Below are 19,032 nucleotides of genomic sequence, written 5' to 3'. Positions count from 1 at the left end.
TAGCCCATGCGCATTTCTACCTCTCAGTTTTACGAAAGCACGGCTGCGAACTACCAGAAAAACTTCGCCAATGTGGTCAAGACCAGCGAAGAAGCCAGTAGCCTGGTGCGCATAAACACCGCCGCCGATGATCCGGTGGGGGCTTCGCGTCTATTGCAACTGGGTACTCAGGCCTCGATGCTGTCCCAGTACGAAACCAACGCCAACACGATCAAGGCCACCCTGGGCACCACCGAGGCGGTGATGACCAGCATCGGCAACGTGCTGCAGCGCGCCAAGGAATTGGCTGTCGGTGCCGGCAACGCCGGTTATACCGATGCCGACCGCCAGGCCAACGCGTCGGAGTTGGCGCAGATTGAAGAACAGTTGCTGAGCCTGATGAACAGCAAGGATGAAAATGGCAAGTACATTTTCTCCGGTTCCAAAGGCGACACCATTCCGTTCACGCGCAATACCGATGGCTCCTACAGCTACAACGGCGACCAGGTGACCCTCGACCTGCCGGTTGGCGATACCATGTCGATGGCCACCAACAGCACCGGCTGGGAAGTGTTCCAGCAGGCCGTCAACACCAGCCGCAGCCAAGTCACCCGGACCGCTCCAGCGGTGGACGATGGGCGCGTGGTGTTGTCCAACGGCCAGGTGTCGTCCAGTGTCAGCTACAACAGCAAGTTCCGTAGTGGCGAGCCGTACACCGTGGATTTCACCAGTGGCACGCAACTGCGGATCACCGACTCGCTCGGCAACGACGTGACCGCCGAAGCCAGCCGGGGCGGCGCATTCGACCCTAACAGCAAGAGCGGGCAGGCCGTGCAGTTCCGAGGTGTGGAACTGACCCTGAACATCAATCTGCAAACGGGTGATGCTCCCGGTGCTGTATTGCCAGGCCATACCTTCACCCTCGCCGCCAAGCCGGACAGCTTTGTTCCGACACGTAGCCCTGGTAACCCGACCGCAGTACAGATCACTGGCAGCGAAATCACCGACCCGGTGGCTTATCACGCCAGTTTCCCTACGGGCTCGGCCGTGTTGAAATTTACCAGCGCCACCGATTTCGACCTTTACGCTGCACCGTTGACGGCCGACAGCCAGCCTGTCTCCAGCGGTACGCTGGCCGGCAACGTAGCCACTGCATCGGGCGTGAGCTTTACCCTGAACGGTGCGCCTGGCGCAGACGATCAATTCAGCATCGCGGTCAACACCCACGAAACCCAGAACGTCCTGGACACCGTGAGCCAACTGAAGGCGGCGTTGAGCACGCCTACCAACGGGGATCCGATCGCTACGCAAAAGCTGCAGGCTTCGCTGGCGTCCGGTATTGGTAACTTGGCCAGCGGCACCGACCAGTTGTCCAGCGCCCTGAGTTCAGTGGGTGGTCGTGGTGCTGCTCTGGACAACCAAAACGACACCAACCAGAGCCTGATCCTGGCCAACAGCCAGACCCAATCGTCGATCCGCGATTCCGATCCGGCCGAAGTGATGACCCGCTTGACGTTGCAACAGACCATGCTGCAAGCCTCGCAACTGGCGTTCAGCAAGATCGCCCAGCTGGGCCTGTTCAACAAGATCTGAGCCGGTATCGACCGAGCCGCCAACCGTCTTTTTTAAGCGGTTCCGGGGTTCTGGCCTGAAAAGGCTGGGGCCCGCCGCTCGAGAGTTTTAACCGTGAAGCCACTTCCCCTCGTCAGTATCGTCATCCCCGCCTACAACCCTCGGTTTTTTGACCAGGCACTGCTCAGTGCCTTGGCGCAGACCTACGAACACATCGAGATCGTTATTTGCGATGATTCGTCAGAAGATGAAATTCGTCAGATCGTAGATTCCTTCGCCGAGCCTTCCCATCCGATCCGCTATTTGCGAAACCCACAGAGGTTGGGGCTTCAGGGCAATCTGTTGCGTTGTGTCGAAGAGGCCCGAGGCGAGTTCATTAAGATCTTGTGCGATGACGATCGGCTATTTGCCCCGAGCATTGCCATGCAGGCTCAGGTGCTGATGGATCATGCTGACGTCAGCGTGGTATTTGCCCTGCGATTGTTGTGCGATGCGGGTAATTTCATTCTGCCGCCGCGTATCGAAAATTGCCGCTTCGCGCCAAATGACGCTCTGCTCAAGGGCGACGACATGCTGGCGATTTTCGAGAAAACACCGACCAACTTCATCGGCAATTTCAGTTCGACCCTGATGCGTCGGGCCGACGTGCTGGAACTCTTGCCGGCCCTGGTCCAGGAGGGTGCCGGATTCGTTGCCACGCTCGACTTCGCCTTGTTCGTCTGCCTGATGCGCCGGGGTAATCTGGTCGCCCAGGGGACGGTCCTGAGTGTCGAGCGTCTGTATCCTGGGCGCCTGAGCAAGACTCCGGAAATGCTCAAGGCGGCGAAGGTGGAGTGGGAGTGGTTGGCACAGATGCTCGCCGTGCGAAACGGCGAGGCGGCGCCCGCCTCGGGCTGGGTGCGCTATGTGGATTTGAGCAGTGTCACCGATCAACCTCACGCCTGGCAGGAACTGTGTGTGACCCGGGTGCTGGGCAATCGCAACACCGTAGTCAATGGCCGAGTGGGGGCGCAGAGTGAAAGCTACGCCGAGTTCTACCGCGAATGGCTGTCGATCCGACGGTTCAGCGAGGTGGAACAACGCACCATGCCTGCGCGCATCGACAGTTGGCCGTTGCGTCCGAACATCGTACCCATCGTCATCGACAGCGTTGGAGACAGTGTGGCGTTGACGGCAACGCTGCGTAGCATTGATGGCCAGCTCTATCCGGCGCAAGCCGTGGTGGTATTGTCCGATGCCCATTGCGAGGTCAATGACCGTGTACTGCAGTTGCCCTATCAGGCCGACTGGGCACGGCAACTCAATGCCATTGTTCCGCAGTTGGAGGGCGCACATTGGTTCTACCTGCTGCGCGCTGGCGATACCCTCCGTGATTCCGCATTGTTGATCCTGGCCGAACGCGTGGCTGGGCGACCAGGGATTCTTTGCACCTATAGCGATGAAGGGGCGCTTGCGGACGGGGAGTCGTTCGAGCCCGTGTTCAAGCCGGATTTCAACCTCGACCTGATGCGCGCCTACCCCTACGTCGGCCGGACCCTGGCCTTCGAGCGTGAGCGTTTCATGACCTTGGGCGGTTTCGACCCGGCCCGTGGTGAGCTGGCGCCGCATGATTTGCTCTGGCGGCTGGTGGAAGAGGCCGGCCCACAAACCATCGAGCACATTGCCGAGATTCAGATGGAATCGACACTGAGCTTCGCCCAGTGGTTGTCGTGGCCGGAGGTTATCGAGGGTAACGCTCCTACGGTTGGCGCTCACCTGGCGCGCATCGGAGCACCTCATGAGATTCGCCAGGATGTGTTGCCGCTGATCAATCGCATCGACTACCGATACGGCACTCGTCCGTTGGTGTCGATCATCCTGCGCACGGGGGATTCGCTGACAGCCTTGCAGGGCTGCTGCGAAAGCCTGATCGAGCGCACGGCCTATACGCATTATGAGATTCTGATAGTGGATAGCGGCGTCCGGGACCCGGTCATGCTCGGTTGGTTGGCGGACATGGCGCAGTTGGGCGCAAGCATGCTGCGCATACTGCGTTATGCCGGTGACGACAATGACGCCGCAGTGCGTAACTTCGCCGCGAGCCAGGCCCAGGGCGACTACTTGTTGCTGCTCAGCCCACAGATGGTCATCTGCGAAAGTGATTGGTTGGACGAACTGATCAACCACGCCTTGCGTCCGGAAGTCGCGGTGGTCGGCGCAAGGATACTCAGCCCCCAGGGTACGATTGTCGGCGCAGGACAGATTCTCGGGTTGGCCGGACCGGTGGGATCACCGTTTTATGGCGAGTCCGCGACCTCTCGCGGTTATATGCAGCGTCTGCACACGACCCAGAACTGGAGTTCGGTTAGCAGCAACTGCCTGATGGTGCGCAAGCAGGTGTTCGAAGAAATCGGTTGCCTTGATGAAACGACGTTCACCCAGGGCCTAAGTGATGTCGATTTGTGCCTGCGTATAGGTAAGGATGGCTATCTGGTGGTCTGGACGCCTTACGCCAGCGTCATGCAAACAACCGAGCAATCGCCAGTCCAGCCGGAAGAGGCGTTGCAGGAGCGCGGACGTGAAGTTTTCTATCGCAAATGGTTGCCGCAGATTGCTCGTGACCCGGCTTACAGTCCTTCCTTGAGCCTGGGGGTTTCCAGCTTTAGCCTGGAACCTTCACTGCGCAATAACTGGAATCCCTTCTGCTCCCGTGCGCTGCCGCTGGTACTTGGACTGCCGGTCAACGCCACTGCGGTCGGCCACTATCGTGTCACGGCCCCGCTGGCCGAACTCGAAGCCAGCGGACGAGTGATTGCCAGGGTGGCCTATGAGTCGCCTTCGACCGTAGAAATCGAGCGCTTGTCGCCGGACACGATCGTCCTGCAAGGGCGCTACAGTGAGGGCGCGGCCGGTGACATCCTGCGGATGAAGAAATATTCCAATGCCTTGCGAATTTTCGAACTCGACGATTACATAGTCAGTGCCCCCAAGAAAAACACCCACGCCCGCAATAAACCGCTCAACACCGAGCAGATGCTGCGCGAGGGGATTGGCTTGTGTGATCGGGTGGTGGTGACGACCCAGCCGCTGGCCGATGCCTTGTCCAGCATGCATAGCGAAATCCGGGTGGTGCCCAACATGCTGCCGCCCGAACCATGGATCCGCTTGACCAGCCGACGAGGAACATCCTCCAAGCCCCGGGTTGGTTGGGGGGGCGGAACAAGCCACAGCGGTGATCTGGAAATCATTGCTGATGTCGTCCGCGAACTGGCCAATGAGGTGGAGTGGGTATTCTTCGGGATGTGCCCGGATGCGTTGCGTCCCTACATCCATGAGTTCCACGCCTCCGTCGGGTTGAACACCTACCCGTTCAAGCTGGCCAGCCTGAACCTTGACCTGGCCCTGGCCCCGCTGGAATTCCACATCTTCAACGACTGCAAGAGCAACTTGCGCTTGCTGGAATACGGTGCCTGCGGCTATCCGGTGATCTGCACCGACACCAAGGCCTACGACGGTTTCCTGCCCTGTACCAAAGTGCGCAGCAACAGCACCGAGGAATGGATCGCGGCCATCCGCATGCACCTGGCCGACCCGGACGCCAGTTACCGCATGGGCGACGAGCTGCGCGAAGCGGTGCTGCGCGACTACATGCTCAGCGGCAAGAACCTGCAGCATTGGTTGTGGGGGTGGCTACCCGATTGATCGTTGCCTGATGCAGCGCTGTTCTGTGGCGAGGGGGCAAACTCCTCGCCAGAATCACGGCGCCTGGCCATCCAACTGATGTTTTCCTCTTGGAATTGTCCTTCGCTACAGCTGGCGCGTTTCCTGCAAGCCCCCCTCATATCGCCATAAAACGAGCGCTCGCGGCTCATCGCAGCGTTCGGATCGGCATCGAAGGTGTAATCCCTGCGCCCGCAAAGCGAAACAACGCTTGCCGAGCCCGGTGATGAACAAGAGGGGAGACGATGAAGGCAGTTATCTTGGCAGGTGGTCTCGGTACGCGGATCAGCGAAGAGTCGCACCTCAAGCCCAAGCCGATGATCGAGATCGGTGGCAAGCCAATTCTTTGGCACATCATGAAGCAGTATTCCGCCCATGGAATCCATGACTTCGTGATTTGCCTGGGCTACAAGGGCTACGCCATCAAGGATTTCTTCGCCAACTATTTCCTGCACACCTCCGACGTCACGTTCGACATGTGCAACAACCGGATGGACGTCCACCAGAACTACAGCGAGCCGTGGCGCGTGACCCTGATCGATACCGGCGAGGACACCATGACCGGCGGACGCCTGCGTCGGGCGGCACGTTACCTGGAAAACGAAGAAGCGTTCTGCTTCACCTATGGCGATGGCGTCTCTGATCTCAATATAGGCGCGCTGGTGGATTTTCACTTGTCCCACGGCAAGCTCGCCACCGTGACGGCGGTTCAACCGCCGGGACGTTACGGTGCGTTGGAGCGCGACGGTGATTCGGTCCTGGGGTTTACCGAAAAACCTCGTGGCGATGGCGGTTGGATCAACGGCGGGTTCTTTGTGCTCTCGCCGAAGGTCTTGCCTTATATCGCAGATGACCAGACCTCCTGGGAAGCCGAGCCTCTGGCGACGCTTGCGGCAGAGGAACAACTCAATGCCTTCCAACACGACGGCTTCTGGCATCCGATGGACACGTTGCGGGATAAGAACCACCTTGAGGCCCTATGGCTAAGCGGGGAGGCTCCATGGAAGCAATGGGGATGAGCCCGGAATTCTGGCGTGGCAAGCGCGTACTGGTCACCGGCCATACCGGCTTCAAGGGCAGTTGGCTGACGCTGTGGCTGCAGAGCCTGGGAGCCAACGTCAGTGGTTTTTCCCTTGACCCGGCCACCCACCCGAACCTGTTCGAACTGGCTCGCGTAGGCGAGGGCATCGATGACCGGCGCGGCGACTTGCGCGACCTCGGTGCCTTGCTGGAAATCCTGGCGGACGCGCAGCCGGAAATAGTCCTGCACCTGGCGGCCCAGCCGTTGGTACGTGAAGGTTATCGCGATCCGCTGGGCACCTATTCCAGCAACGTCATGGGAACCCTCAACCTGCTGGAAGCGGTTCGCCAGGTGGGCGGTGTCAAGGCATGCGTACTGGTCACTACCGACAAGGTCTACGCCAACCAGGAATGGTTATGGCCGTATCGCGAAAACGAGCCCTTGGGCGGTCACGATCCTTACAGCAGCAGCAAGGCCTGCTGCGAATTGCTGGCGCAGTCTTATGCCGCCTCATTCTTTTCGGCTGAACGTTATGCCGAACACGGCCTGGCCCTGGCCACGGCGCGGGCCGGTAATGTCTTGGGCGGCGGTGACTTCGCTCCCGAGCGCCTGATCCCCGATGTACTTAAAGCCTGGTCGGCCGACGAGCCGGTGACGCTGCGTTATCCACAAGCCGTGCGCCCATGGCAGCACGCGCTTGAACCATTGGCCGGTTACCTGCAATTGGCTGAATGCCTGTATCAGCAGGGACCAGAGTTCGCCGGGGCCTGGAACTTCGGCCCGGGTGAGGCTGACATGTGCAGCGTTGGCGAAGTCGTCCAGTTGCTGGCCGAGCGCTGGCCACAAGCGCCGGGCCTGCGCATTGAGCCGAGCGATTTGCATGAAGCCGGCCTGTTGCGCCTGGACAGCAGCCGCGCCCGGCAACTGCTCGGCTGGCAGCCGCGCTGGTCATTGCAACAGTGCCTGGCCCAGACCCTGGATTGGCATTTGGCATGGCAGAACGGCGATGACATGCGTGCGATAACCCTGAATCAATTGAATCTCTACAGGGGGCGGTTATGACTGATTTCACCCTTCAGGCGTTAGCGCTGGAAGGCTTGTATCTGATCCGGCAAAAAGTCTTCTGCGATGATCGGGGGCGTTTTGCCCGATTGTTCTGTCAGTCCCGCCTCACGCTTCAGGGGCGTCCGTTCGCTATCCGCCAGATCAATCATTCACGTACCGTCGAAAAAGGCAGCGTACGAGGCTTGCACTACCAAAACGCCGGGTATGCAGAGTCCAAGCTGATTACTTGCATACGTGGCGCGGTATGGGATGTGGTGGTCGATTTGAGACCGCAATCCCCAACCTACCTGCAGTGGCATGCCGAAGAACTGCGAGCCGATGACGGACGCAGCTTGCTGATTCCTGCCGGCTTCGCCCATGGTTTCCAAGCTTTGACCGATGACGCTGAAGTGCTGTACCTGACCGATGCTGACTACGCTCCGGATCATGAAGCCGGCCTTTCAGTCATTGACCCAGCGCTGTCTATCCCGTGGCCGCTGCCCGTTAAAAATCTGTCGGCCAAAGACGCGAGTCATCCGTTGCTGGACAAAGACTTCAGTGGAGTTGAGCTGTAATGAGTAATTCCTCCACCGTATTGGTCACGGGGGCCACCGGTTTTGTCGGTCGGCATCTGGTCAGTGCTTTACTCGCCAGAGGCTTCAAGGTTCGAGCTTCAGGCCGAAACGTCGAAACCGCGCGCGCTATGCCATGGTTTGAAGATGTGGAATTCCGCGTGGCGGACATCCACGCACCAGACCTCGACGTGGGTGTTCTGACCGACGGGGTCGATGCTATCGCCCATCTGGCTTGGCCCGGCCTGCCCAACTACCAGTCACTGTTCCATTTCGAACGAACCTTGCCTTTGGACTACGCGTTTCTCAAACGTGTGATCGAAGCCGGCGTCAGCCATGTTCTGGTCACCGGTACCTGTTTCGAGTACGGACTGCAAAGTGGCCCATTGAGCGAGACTGTGAACGCACAGCCGTGCACGCCGTATGGCCTGGCGAAACATACTTTGCATCTGTTCCTTGAAGCCTTGCAGCGAGAGCGAGCATTTACGTTGCAGTGGGCGCGCCTGTTTTATCTGCACGGCGAGGGACAGAATCCTAACAGTCTGTTAGCCAGTCTTGATCGGGCGATTGACGAAGGTGATGCGCAATTCAACATGTCCGCGGGCGACCAATTGCGCGATTATCTGGAAATCGAACAAGCTGCTTCTCAGTTGGCCTCGCTGATTGCGCGGCACGATGTCGATGGGGTAATCAACTGTTGCAGTGGCCATCCGGTGTCGGTACGGGCACTGGTTGAACAGCGAGTGCGCGAGCGTCAGTCGGCCATCGCGTTGAACCTGGGGCACTACGGCTACTCGGGGCATGAGCCCATGGCATTTTGGGGCGATGCCCGGCGGATTTCGCAGCTCAGGAGAGAAGAACATGCAGCATGAACTGTATCGGGCGAGCGGACTGCCGATCCTGCAGAACCGTACATTTGCCACTGCCGAACAGGCTCAGGCATCGGCCAGCGCGGATATCGTGCTGGTGCAGGACAGCCAGAGCGGTCTGATCTTCAACCAGGCATTCGACGCCAGCAAACTCAGCTATGACGTGGACTATCAAAACGAGCAAGCCCATTCAGTGCAATTCCAACACCATCTGAATGACGTCGAAGCGATCCTGGCGCAACATTTCAAAGACAAAAGCCTGATTGAAGTTGGCTGCGGCAAAGGTTATTTCCTCGAAAAGCTGCGAGGCCTCGGCTACGCCATCACCGGGATCGATCCTTCCTATGAAGGTGACAACCCTGATGTGATCAAGGCTCCGTTCAGTCGGGAGCTGGGCATGGCGGCTGACGCCATCGTGTTGCGCCATGTGCTGGAGCACATCAGTAATCCGGTCAGTTTTCTGGCTGAAATCGCCGCCGCCAACCAGGGCGGGCAGATTTATATCGAAGTGCCGTGTTTCGACTGGATTATTCAGCACAACGCCTGGTTCGACGTGTTCTATGAGCATGTGAATTACTTTCGACTCGCCGATTTGCGCGCAATGTTCGGGACGGTGCACGAGGCTGGGCATTTATTCGGCGGCCAATACCTTTACATCGTTGCGGATCTTTCCACGTTGCGCAGCACACCCGCCGAGGCGCCACAGCAATTGATGCTGCCGGAAAATTTCACCGCCAGCCGTGACCGTGCCGTGCAGATCATCCGGGGCGCGCCCGAGCAAGGTTCGGCGATCTGGGGCGCGTCGTCCAAAGGTGTGATCTATTCATTGGCGCTGCAACGCGCGGGCGTTGCGGTGGATCGAGTGGTGGATATCAATCCGGCCAAGCAGGGCCGTTACCTGCCTCTGAGTGGTGTGCGCGTGTCCTCGCCCCAAGAGGCGATGGAGACCTTGCCCGAAGGCGCCAATCTGTTTGTGATGAATTCCAATTACCTCGAAGAAATCAAGCGGATGACCGATGGGCGCTACGTCTATCACGCCGTTGACAGCGCTTCGTTCCAATAACCGCGAGATTCGAACATGACCGACAACACCCTCCATCAAGCTTTTGAAGCCCAATGCCAAGTTGAAATCTCAGCTCAAGGCCAAGACGAGAAAGTCGTTGCACTGGCCAAGGAGTTTTTCAACGAATCGGCCCGTCACAAGTACAGCTATCATTTTTCATGGATGGGCCGGCCAATCATCCAACTGCCACAGGACATGATGGCCATGCAGGAGTTGATCTGGCAGATCAAGCCGGACCTGATCATCGAATGCGGCATCGCCCATGGCGGTTCGATCATTTATTACGCCTCGTTGCTGGAGCTGCAAGGCCACGGCGAAGTGCTGGGCATCGACCTGGATATTCGCCCCCATAACCGCGAAGCCATCGAGAGCCACCCAATGAGCAAACGCATCTCGATGATCGAGGGTTCGAGCATTGATCCGACCATCGCCGAGCAGGTCCAGGCCGCGGCCAAAGGCAAGAAAGTCATCCTGGTGCTCGATTCCAACCACACCCATGATCATGTGCTCGAAGAGCTGCGTCTGTACGCGCCGCTGGTCTCGGTGGGCAGCTATTGCGTGGTGATGGACACCGTGGTCGAAGACATGCCAGCGGACTTTTTCCCGGATCGTCCATGGGGCCCTGGCGATAACCCGAAAACCGCAGTGTGGAAATACCTTGAGGAAAACGCTGATTTTGAAATTGACCAGCAATTGCAGAACAAGCTGTTGATCACCGTTGCTCCAGACGGTTATCTGCGTCGGGTTCGTTAATCCGTCCGTTTCAAGTCATTGGCGTCTGGCAGGTTGTGGGGAAAGGAAATATGCAGGTTCGAAACAATATTCAAGGCAACGTGGCACCGCTGAACGAGCGGTTCACCTTGGTGGTGATTTCCCACAACCGCAGCGCATTCCTGCGGCGCACATTGCATTACTACAGCAGCTATCCGTGTTCGGTGCTGGTGCTTGATTCGTCGGTTGAGCGCGATGAGCAAATCGCACGGGACTTTCCCTCGGTCGACTACCGACACTTGCCTCAGTTCACCTACAAGGGGCTGCAGGACAAACTGGCGTACGGCGTCAATCAGGTCACGACGCCGTACATGGTGTTCGCCGCCGATGATGATTTCCTGCTGCACGATGCGTTGACCGAATCGGTGGAGTTTCTCGAGGCGAATCCCGACTACGGCCTGTGCCATGGCTACGGGATCATGTATCTGTCGTGTGCGACCGAAGTCAATTACTTCCGTCGCGATCGCAAGGTGCATGAGGATTACAACAGCGAGCTGGCCGAAGACCGGGTAATCCGATTCATGGATCAGTTCCTGCCGCCATTTTATGCCGTGACCCGCACCGATCTGCTGCAACAGTGGTATGGCCTGTTGCCGCCGGGCACCAGTTTCGAATGGCAGGAGATCGGCCACTCCTTTTATCTGCTGGCCTGCGCCAAGGCACGGATCCTGCCGATTCCATTCGCCGTTCGTGAACTCAACTACGGCGCCTCAGAGCACAACACCAACGTGTTGACCGTGCTCAGTTACCAGGACGCCAAAAGTGTCGTCGAGCGCGAGCAATTCGCCGAGTTCCTCGCATCGCTTCCAACGCCGCTGCGCGAGCAAGCGCACGGACGTGCCAAGCAGGTTGCTCTGGACAGTTTCGCGGCCATGGCTGACTGCCTGCAGCAAGGGCGTTCCCTTAAGGGTACACAGATCATTCGTTCCGCCTGGCCGCAGGCCGGTGACGAGCCAGTGCGTTCGTTTGGCCCGCAACAATTTGTCGAGATGCCTTTTTACAACCAACGCGTATTCGATCTCCTGACCCAGTTTGAATTCCTGTTGCACGCCATGCCGGCCGGTCGTCTGCAACTCCAGCAATTGGAGGGCATTCTGCTGCGCCAGCACGAACTGATGCGCGTGCAACCCAATGACAACGAGCGCACGTTACGCAGTCGTTTGTGGGAGGCCCATGGCCTGAACGCGTTCAACCGTACCGTGGTCAAGCGCTTGGCCGAGTCGTTGAAGAACAGCGAAGAACCTGATGAAGCATTGAAGTTGCAGGCCTGGGCCGAGCGACTGGACTCGGTGCCGGGGCAGCAGGATCGCCGGTTGCTGGAAAACATGCACTCCGGCCGCCTGCTGGACTGGCTTGAGGCGCGTAATCCAGATGCGCAGCAGCTCCAGTCCATCGCGGCTCATCTGGCTGAGCATCAAGGCGGCCCGCGATTCGGCATCCTCTTGCTGGACTTGGACGCAGACATGTTCAAGCTGCAGGCCACGTTCGACAGCTTGGTCAATGGCCATTGCAAAGCATTCAACGTAGTAGTGTTCACTACGGGTGACTTGCCGGCGACCACTTCGGTACGTGACACCGTACACTTCGTTAAAGTCAGCCCCGCCAACTATGTCGAGCGCATCAACCAGATAATCGGGCAATCTGCCGCCGACTGGCTGATGCTGGCCGAGGCCGGTGACCAGTTCACCGCTAGCGGCCTGCTGCGCGCCAGTCTCGAGCTGATCGGTGCCGAAGGCGTACGCGCCGTGGCCATGGACGAAATCCAACGCAAAGCCGATGGCAGTCTCACCGACGTATTCCGCCCGGGCGTCAACCTCGATCTGCTGCAATCGGTGCCCTCGTTGATGGCGCGTCACTGGCTGATTCGTCGTGATGTGCTGGCCCAGGCTCGCGGCTTTACGGCTGAATACACCCACGCCTTGGAGTTCGACGTATTGTTGCGCCTGATCGAGGATGCTGGGCTCGCCGGTCTGGCGCACCTGGCCGAGCCGTTGCTGATCTGCAACGCCCCGGCGGAAGAGGAGAATCCCCACGAACGTCAAGTACTGACACGCCACCTGGCAGCCCGGGGTTATCGGGCCCAGGTCACTTCGGCGCAACCGTTGATCTATCAAATCGACTACCAGCATGCCGAGCGGCCATTGGTATCGATCATTCTCGAAAGTCGGGACAACTTCGAACAGATACAACAGGCGCTAATTAGCGTACTGCAGCGCACGCGTTACAATCGTCATGAAATTCTGATCGCGGACAATCATAGCCAATCCGAAGAGTTGGCCCAGTGGCTCGACAGTCTGGAAGGGAAGGGCGATCGGATCCGCATCCTGCGCAGCGACCGGCGCCTCAGCGCTTCGGCCCTGAACAACTGGACGAGCGCCCAGGCCAAGGGCGAGTACCTGGTGTTGTTGTCTGCCGAGGCCCAAGTGATCAATGCCAACTGGCTCGATAGCCTGCTCAACCAGGCCCAGCGACCAGAAGTGGGGATCGTCGGCAGCAAGCAGATGGACATGCGCGGTATCACCACCCAGGCTGGCTTGGTGCTCAAGCCCGACGGGCAGGTGGCCACGGTGTTCGTTGGCGAGCGCAAGGACGCCAAGGGCTATCTCAACGCCCATCAGGCGGAACAGAACTACTCGGCGGTGTCCGGCGTTTGCCTGATGATCCGCAAGGACCTGTTCGAAGCCGTGGGAGGCCTGGACGAGGCACATTTTGCCGACGCCTTCGCCGATGTCGACCTGTGCCTGAAAGCGGCAGATGCGGGGTATCTCACGGTTTGGACGCCCCAGGTCCAACTGCTGCATGCCGGCACATTCGCCGACGCGCCCCAGACGGCCGGCGCCTTGTGCGATAAATGGCAGGCTCGCTTCGAGCACGACGCCGCTCGTAACCCCAACCTGGCCCTGACCGACACTGGCTTTGCGCTGGGCGACGCCACTGCGGTGGACTGGGCGCGGTTGCTTTAATAGGCCTGCTTGCTCCTGCTGTTGCCGATATAGCCTTTTCAAAAAAGGCTTTATCGGCAAAATAGCGTGACCTGCGAGTCATAACGCGCATCTTCACTGTATTGTATTGACCGGGAAGATGGCGCCTGGCCCTTATCAGGCCCAGTGATAGCCCTTTACACTTCCCGTTTGTCGGCGCCCCTCGATTCCTTGCGAGCGGTGGTATTGGGCTGTTTTTGATTGGGAAGCCGTAATGATTGGCATAAAAAGCATTGCGAGCTACGTTCCTGTAGCCGGCGTGGACAATTACGCACAAGGTGCAAAATTTGAAAAGGATGAAGAGTTCATCCTTGGCAAGATTGGTTCCGCCTTCTTGCCGCGCAAGGATGACGGGCAGGAAACCTCGGACCTGTGTGTCGAAGCAGTCAACGCGCTGTTTGCCAACAACCCCGGCCTGAAACGCGAATCCATTGACGTTCTGATCGTTGTCACCCAGAACGGCGATGAAGAAGGCTTGCCGCACACCGCGGCTATCGTCCAGGACAAGCTCGGCTTGCCGACCACCGTGGCGGCGTTCGACATCTCCCTGGGTTGTTCGGGGTATGTCTATGGTATCTACGCCATCAAGGGCTTCATGGAGGCTGCTGGCCTGAAGAATGGCCTGTTGGTGACCGCCGATCCGTATTCGAAAATCGTCGACCCGGAAGACCGCAACACCACGATGCTGTTTGGCGACGCGGCCACCGTCACCTGGATGGGTGAAGGTGCGCCGTGGCAACTGGGCAAGGCCAAGTTCGGCACCGACGGCTCCGGTGCGCCGCACCTGAAGGTCAGCGATGGTGTGTTCTTCATGAACGGCCGCCAGGTGTTCAACTTCGCCTTGCTCAAGGTGCCGGCTCATTTGCATGAGTTGCTCGCCGATTCCGATCTGCAAGCCAGCGACATTGATGCGTTTTGTATTCATCAGGGCAGTGCGGCAATTGTCGATGCGGTGGCGCGGCGTTTTGAGGGTGAACCGCAGAAGTTCATCAAGGACATGGTCGAGACCGGGAACACCGTGTCGTCGAGCATTCCGTTGCTGCTGGAAAAGCACGTGCTGGATTCCGATTGGAAGCGCGTGGCATTAAGTGGTTTTGGCGTGGGCTTGTCCTGGGGCTCGGCGATCATCTATCGTCCTTGAGTCACTTAAACCCAAACACAAAAATAGCGTCCAAGATGTAACCTTGAACGCTATTTTTTTGCCCGATGCAAAAGCGAGACGCCATTAGCGAGTTCTTCGAACGCAATCTCCAAATCATCCGTCTGGGGCGCGATGTCGAGGTGGGCTGGCGATGGTGGCGATGATCGAAGCGGCGCAGGCTTTTATCGAGCTTATGCTTGGCGACCTCCTATCATCGTGGAGCGGATTGCTCATGTTGATGTTCAGCGATCAGCAAGGCCGGAACTGCTCTCGCTGCTGATTATCCTGAGTACGAATTGGTTGGTCTGTTGACCGCTGGTCAGGCGATTTAAGTCGTTGACCCCTTGGCGGGTGCCACCGGCCAATCGGTTCCCGCTCGGGTGGCAGTTCCCTGACGTCATTTTGTTACCCTCTAATCTTTACCAAGTCCTTGATTTATGAGGGGTGGCCACCTGATGGCAAAATTTTTGAAAAAATCGCTAAAGCAAGTTCCGATTACGACGATAACTATTACGAAGGTTCTCTAGGCCACACCCGGCGGTTGCCAGGGCCGGAAGCCGCAGTACCCAACCAACGAGGAATTCGTCATGGCTTTAACAGTAAACACCAACGTCACGTCGTTGAACGTCCAGAAGAACCTGAACAAGGCTTCCGATGCTCTCTCCACTTCGATGACCCGCCTGTCTTCCGGCCTGAAAATCAACAGCGCCAAAGATGACGCCGCCGGCCTGCAGATCTCCACTCGTATGACCTCGCAAATCCGCGGTCAGACAATGGCGATCAAGAACGCTAACGACGGTATCTCCATCGCTCAGACCGCTGAAGGTGCTCTGCAAGAATCCACCAACATTCTGCAGCGTATGCGTGAACTGGCTGTACAGGCACGAAACGATTCTAACGGTACCGAAGACCGTGCAGCTCTGAACAAAGAATTTGCTTCGATGTCGAACGAGCTGACTCGTATTGCCAAGTCGACCAACCTGAACGGTAAGAACCTGATTGACGGTACTGCTGGCACCATGACCTTCCAGGTTGGTTCCAACACCGGTGCTGACAACCAGATCACTTTGACCCTGGACAGCGGCTTCGACGCAGCTTCCCTGTCGGTTGACTCCGCTACCGTACAGATTACCGGTACCGACTCGGCTACCGCTGAAGCTTCGATGAACAACGCGCTGACCAAAATCGACGCTGCTCTGGCCAAGATCAACTCCAGCCGTGCTGACCTCGGTGCTGCACAAAACCGTATGACCAGCACCATTTCCAACCTGCAGAACATCAACGAAAACGCCAGTGCTGCACTGGGTCGCGTACAAGATACCGACTTCGCTTCTGAAACTGCACAACTGACCAAGCAGCAGACTCTGCAGCAAGCGTCTACTTCGGTTCTGGCCCAGGCCAACCAACTGCCATCCGCTGTACTGAAGCTGCTTCAGTAATAGCCGGATGAGTTTTAGCGGGGGAGTGCGCTTGCGTGCTCTCTCGCTTTTTCCGTTCAAGAGGTGATGGACATGGATATGAGCGTGAAGCTGAACTTGTCTTATCCAGCGGCGAAGCCGGCACCTACGGTGGCCGACAAGCCCGTGGAGAAGCCTCAAGCCGAAGTTGTTACCGTGACGCCGGTCAAGCAAGCGCCTAAAGACGCTGCCGCCGAGCAGGACAAACTCAAGAAGGCCGTTCAGGAAATCGAGAAATTTGTTCAATCGGTCAAGCGTAACCTGGAGTTCTCAATTGATGAGCCTTCAGGCAAGGTAATCGTCAAAGTAATCGCCAGCAGTTCAGGTGAAGTGATTCGTCAGATCCCGAATGAAGAAGTTTTGCGGCTGGCGGACAGTTTGAATGACGCGAACAGCTTGTTGTTCAGCGCTGAAGCCTGACAACCGGCACGAATTGTTGTTATGTTCTTTTGGGCGTTGTAAAGGTCAAAAGGCCGGCGACACACTGAAGGGAGTTTCACATGGCAAGTCCAATACTACCTGGCTTGGGTTTAGGCTCTGGCCTTGATACCACCGCTATTGTCAAGGCATTGGTGGATTCTGACAAAGCAGCCAAGCAAGGTCAGATTGACCGTGCCACCAAGACCAATACCTCGAACATTTCAGGCGTTGGTTCGTTGAAATCGCTGCTGGCTACGTTCCAGTCTGCGCTTGAAGCCCTGGGGAACAAAACCACGCCCCAGTTCACTGGTTTTTCTGCCACTTCCTCCGATATCAAGATACTGACCGCTACGTCGAGCAACTCGGCGGTCGGCGGTACCTACAGTATCAAAATCGATAGCCTGGCAACCTCTTCGAAGGTCTCGACGGCCGCTTTTGCTGGTGGCGCTACCAGCGCAGTGGATGCGGGTACTCTGACCATTAGTAGCCAGAACGGCGACTCCTATGCGGTCGATGTTCCAGCCGGTTCCACGCTACAATCGGTGCGAGACGCTATAAACACCAAGTACCAGGCCAGCGGTATAAACGCCAACATCATCACCGACAGCTTCGGTTCGCGATTGGTGGTAGGAACTAGCAAAACCGGCTCAGGTAACGACCTGTCCATGAGCGGTATCGCCAGCCTTGCGGTTGATGGCACGGTTGCCATGGTTACTCCTCCAACCGCTAATTCTGCTGGCTCGCTGTCGTTGGCCAAAGATGCCAAATTCAACATTGATGGGCTGGAGATGACCAGTCCAACTAACAAGTTGGATAACGCAGTCTCTGGATTAAGCATGACGCTCGTCGCGCCGACTGCTACTGCGGTGACAGTGACCGTCGCGACAAACACCGACGGACTCAAGGCTTCGATTCAGAAATTTGTCGATGCCTATAACGCTATTGCTAAGGCAGTCACTTCGCTGACCAAGCCCACCAAAGACGCTGAGGGGAATTCTGTTCCGGCTGCACTGGATGGTGACGCGATGCCGCGCGCGCTATTGGCCGCTATTCGCGGTCCGTTGTCCGAAACCGGGGCTGGCACAAAACTGACTGTTTTGTCCCAACTGGGGATTACCACCAACCAGACTACGGGTGCCCTGGATTTCAATAGCGCTAAATTCACCGCAGCCCTGAACGATAAGCAGCTGGGAGGGGAAGTCCAGACTCTGTTCACAGGCGATAACGGTCTGATCGAGCGCATGCAGAATGCGATCAAGCCATACACTGAGAACAAGCTGGATGCCGGCGGAAAGCCCGTTGATAATATTCTGACCGCAAGGTCCAAAAACCTTGAAATCCTCCAGAAAAAGTTAACTGCCGATCAGGCAGCTCTGGACCGTCGCATTGCAACGCTGACTACCGTACTGACCAAAAAGTACAACGACATGGACACCTTGGTCGGCAAGCTGAAAGCCACCGCCAATAACATTACCTCCATGTTCGAAGCTATGACGGCCCGACAGAAAAACGGCTGATTTTCGACCGATGCAAAAGCCCGGCAGCGTTTTGACAACGCTCCGGGCTTTCGGCTTTTTGACCTAAAGTTTTTTGACCCGGCGTCGATACGCTGTTTATACGAACCGAAGTTTTTAGATGAGGTAGAACATGAATCCGATGTTAGCCCTTCGCCAATACCAGAAGATTGGCGCCCAGGCGCAAACCTCCGAAGCAAGTCCCCATCGTCTTGTGCAGATGCTCATGGAAGGCGGGCTGGACCGTATCGCCCAGGCCAAGGGTGCGATGGAGCGTAAGGATATCCCGAACAAAGGCGTTCTGATCAGCAAGGCCATCGGCATTGTTGGCGGCCTGCGCGAAGGCCTGGACCTGGAAAACCAGGCTGGGTCGGTCGCAGAGCTCGATGCCCTTTACGCCTACATGATGAAGCGCCTGGCCGAAGCCAACGCCAAGACCGATCCGAAGATCCTCGACGAAGTTGCAGATCTGCTTCGCACGGTCAAGGAAGGTTGGGATGGCATCGCGGCGCCTGGCCCGCAATTCTGAGGAGCACGCTCATGAGTCTTGTCCTGCAGCGAATCGAACAAACCCGTGACGCCCTGGTTGATGCCCTGGCCGAGCGAAATTGGGAAGCCATTGGTCAATTGGACCTGGCGTGCCGTACCTGCATGGAAGACGTCATGAGCGAGTCCGAGGTGGACGAGGCGGCGTTGCGTAATAATCTGGAAGAGTTGCTAGGGGTTTACCGCAACTTGCTGGAAGCGGCGACCGGAGAGCGTCAGGCAATCGTGAATGAGATGGCGCAGATTCATCAGGCACAGAACGCGGCGAAGGTTTATCACCTGTTCGGCTGATTTAATTTTCAGTTAACCCGAACAAACTGCGCCATAAATTTGACTGTGCACGATTTTTTGACTTAACTAGTGGCTGTTTACAGATTTCAGGC

15 protein-coding genes are annotated in these 19,032 nt (G+C 57.6%); all 15 read left to right on the top strand.

Translation table 11 applies throughout. The features are described from left to right. Nucleotides 1-6: 6 nt before the first annotated feature. The 15 genes from J3P82_RS18515 (at nt 7) to J3P82_RS18445 (ending at nt 18,940) form a co-directional block, all read left to right on the top strand. Nucleotides 7-1,572, top strand: coding sequence for a flagellar hook-associated protein 3 (locus J3P82_RS18515; RefSeq protein WP_434558116.1), 1,566 nt, complete (start codon nt 7-9; stop codon nt 1,570-1,572). Between the two features lie 93 nt (nt 1,573-1,665). Further along, the gene (locus J3P82_RS18510) at nt 1,666-5,232 is read left to right on the top strand and encodes a glycosyltransferase (RefSeq protein WP_434558115.1); all 3,567 of its coding nucleotides are present in this window, start codon (nt 1,666-1,668) and stop codon (nt 5,230-5,232) included. 263 nt (nt 5,233-5,495) lie between these two features. Next, nucleotides 5,496-6,269, top strand: coding sequence for a glucose-1-phosphate cytidylyltransferase (rfbF, locus tag J3P82_RS18505; RefSeq protein WP_434558114.1), 774 nt, complete (start codon nt 5,496-5,498; stop codon nt 6,267-6,269). Then, nucleotides 6,251-7,333, top strand: a complete 1,083-nt coding sequence (gene rfbG, locus J3P82_RS18500) for a CDP-glucose 4,6-dehydratase (RefSeq protein ID WP_434558113.1) — start codon at nt 6,251-6,253, stop codon at nt 7,331-7,333. Before rfbF ends, rfbG begins: the two co-directional genes overlap by 19 nt. Next, nucleotides 7,330-7,890 carry a dTDP-4-dehydrorhamnose 3,5-epimerase gene (gene rfbC / locus J3P82_RS18495; protein WP_434558112.1) on the top strand — a complete coding sequence of 187 codons (561 nt, stop codon included), beginning with the start codon at nt 7,330-7,332 and terminating at the stop codon, nt 7,888-7,890. Before rfbG ends, rfbC begins: the two co-directional genes overlap by 4 nt. After that, entirely contained in the window at nt 7,890-8,759 is an 870-nt protein-coding gene (locus J3P82_RS18490) for an NAD-dependent epimerase/dehydratase family protein (protein ID WP_434558111.1), read from the top strand. The genes rfbC and J3P82_RS18490 overlap by 1 nt, the downstream gene beginning before the upstream one ends. Beyond that, entirely contained in the window at nt 8,749-9,819 is a 1,071-nt protein-coding gene (locus J3P82_RS18485) for a class I SAM-dependent methyltransferase (RefSeq protein ID WP_434558110.1), read from the top strand. Before J3P82_RS18490 ends, J3P82_RS18485 begins: the two co-directional genes overlap by 11 nt. Nucleotides 9,820-9,834: 15 nt before the next feature. Further along, nucleotides 9,835-10,572, top strand: coding sequence for a cephalosporin hydroxylase family protein (locus J3P82_RS18480; protein WP_434558109.1), 738 nt, complete (start codon nt 9,835-9,837; stop codon nt 10,570-10,572). A gap of 50 nt (nt 10,573-10,622) precedes the next feature. Next, nucleotides 10,623-13,553, top strand: coding sequence for a TIGR00180 family glycosyltransferase (locus J3P82_RS18475; protein ID WP_434558108.1), 2,931 nt, complete (start codon nt 10,623-10,625; stop codon nt 13,551-13,553). A 232-nt stretch (nt 13,554-13,785) separates the two neighbouring features. Beyond that, entirely contained in the window at nt 13,786-14,712 is a 927-nt protein-coding gene (locus J3P82_RS18470; RefSeq protein ID WP_434558107.1) for a ketoacyl-ACP synthase III, read from the top strand. A gap of 587 nt (nt 14,713-15,299) precedes the next feature. Then, complete coding sequence (locus J3P82_RS18465; RefSeq protein ID WP_434558106.1) at nt 15,300-16,151, top strand: flagellin domain-containing protein; 852 nt, start codon at nt 15,300-15,302, stop codon at nt 16,149-16,151. A gap of 72 nt (nt 16,152-16,223) precedes the next feature. Then, nucleotides 16,224-16,589 (top strand): flagellar protein FlaG, encoded by a 366-nt coding sequence (locus tag J3P82_RS18460; protein WP_434558105.1) that lies wholly within the window; start codon nt 16,224-16,226, stop codon nt 16,587-16,589. Nucleotides 16,590-16,669: 80 nt separating this feature from the next. Continuing rightward, entirely contained in the window at nt 16,670-18,106 is a 1,437-nt protein-coding gene (gene fliD, locus J3P82_RS18455; protein ID WP_434558104.1) for a flagellar filament capping protein FliD, read from the top strand. A gap of 130 nt (nt 18,107-18,236) precedes the next feature. Then, nucleotides 18,237-18,632, top strand: coding sequence for a flagellar export chaperone FliS (fliS, locus tag J3P82_RS18450; RefSeq protein WP_434558103.1), 396 nt, complete (start codon nt 18,237-18,239; stop codon nt 18,630-18,632). An 11-nt stretch (nt 18,633-18,643) separates the two neighbouring features. Further along, nucleotides 18,644-18,940, top strand: coding sequence for a flagellar protein FliT (locus J3P82_RS18445; protein ID WP_434558102.1), 297 nt, complete (start codon nt 18,644-18,646; stop codon nt 18,938-18,940). Nucleotides 18,941-19,032 lie beyond the last annotated feature (92 nt).

This window comes from Pseudomonas sp. Z4-20 (assembly GCF_051131955.1).
GTDB lineage: Bacteria > Pseudomonadota > Gammaproteobacteria > Pseudomonadales > Pseudomonadaceae > Aquipseudomonas > Aquipseudomonas marvdashtae.
Note: the sequence above shows the minus strand (reverse complement) of the source record. Positions and strands in the feature narration are given on the sequence as shown.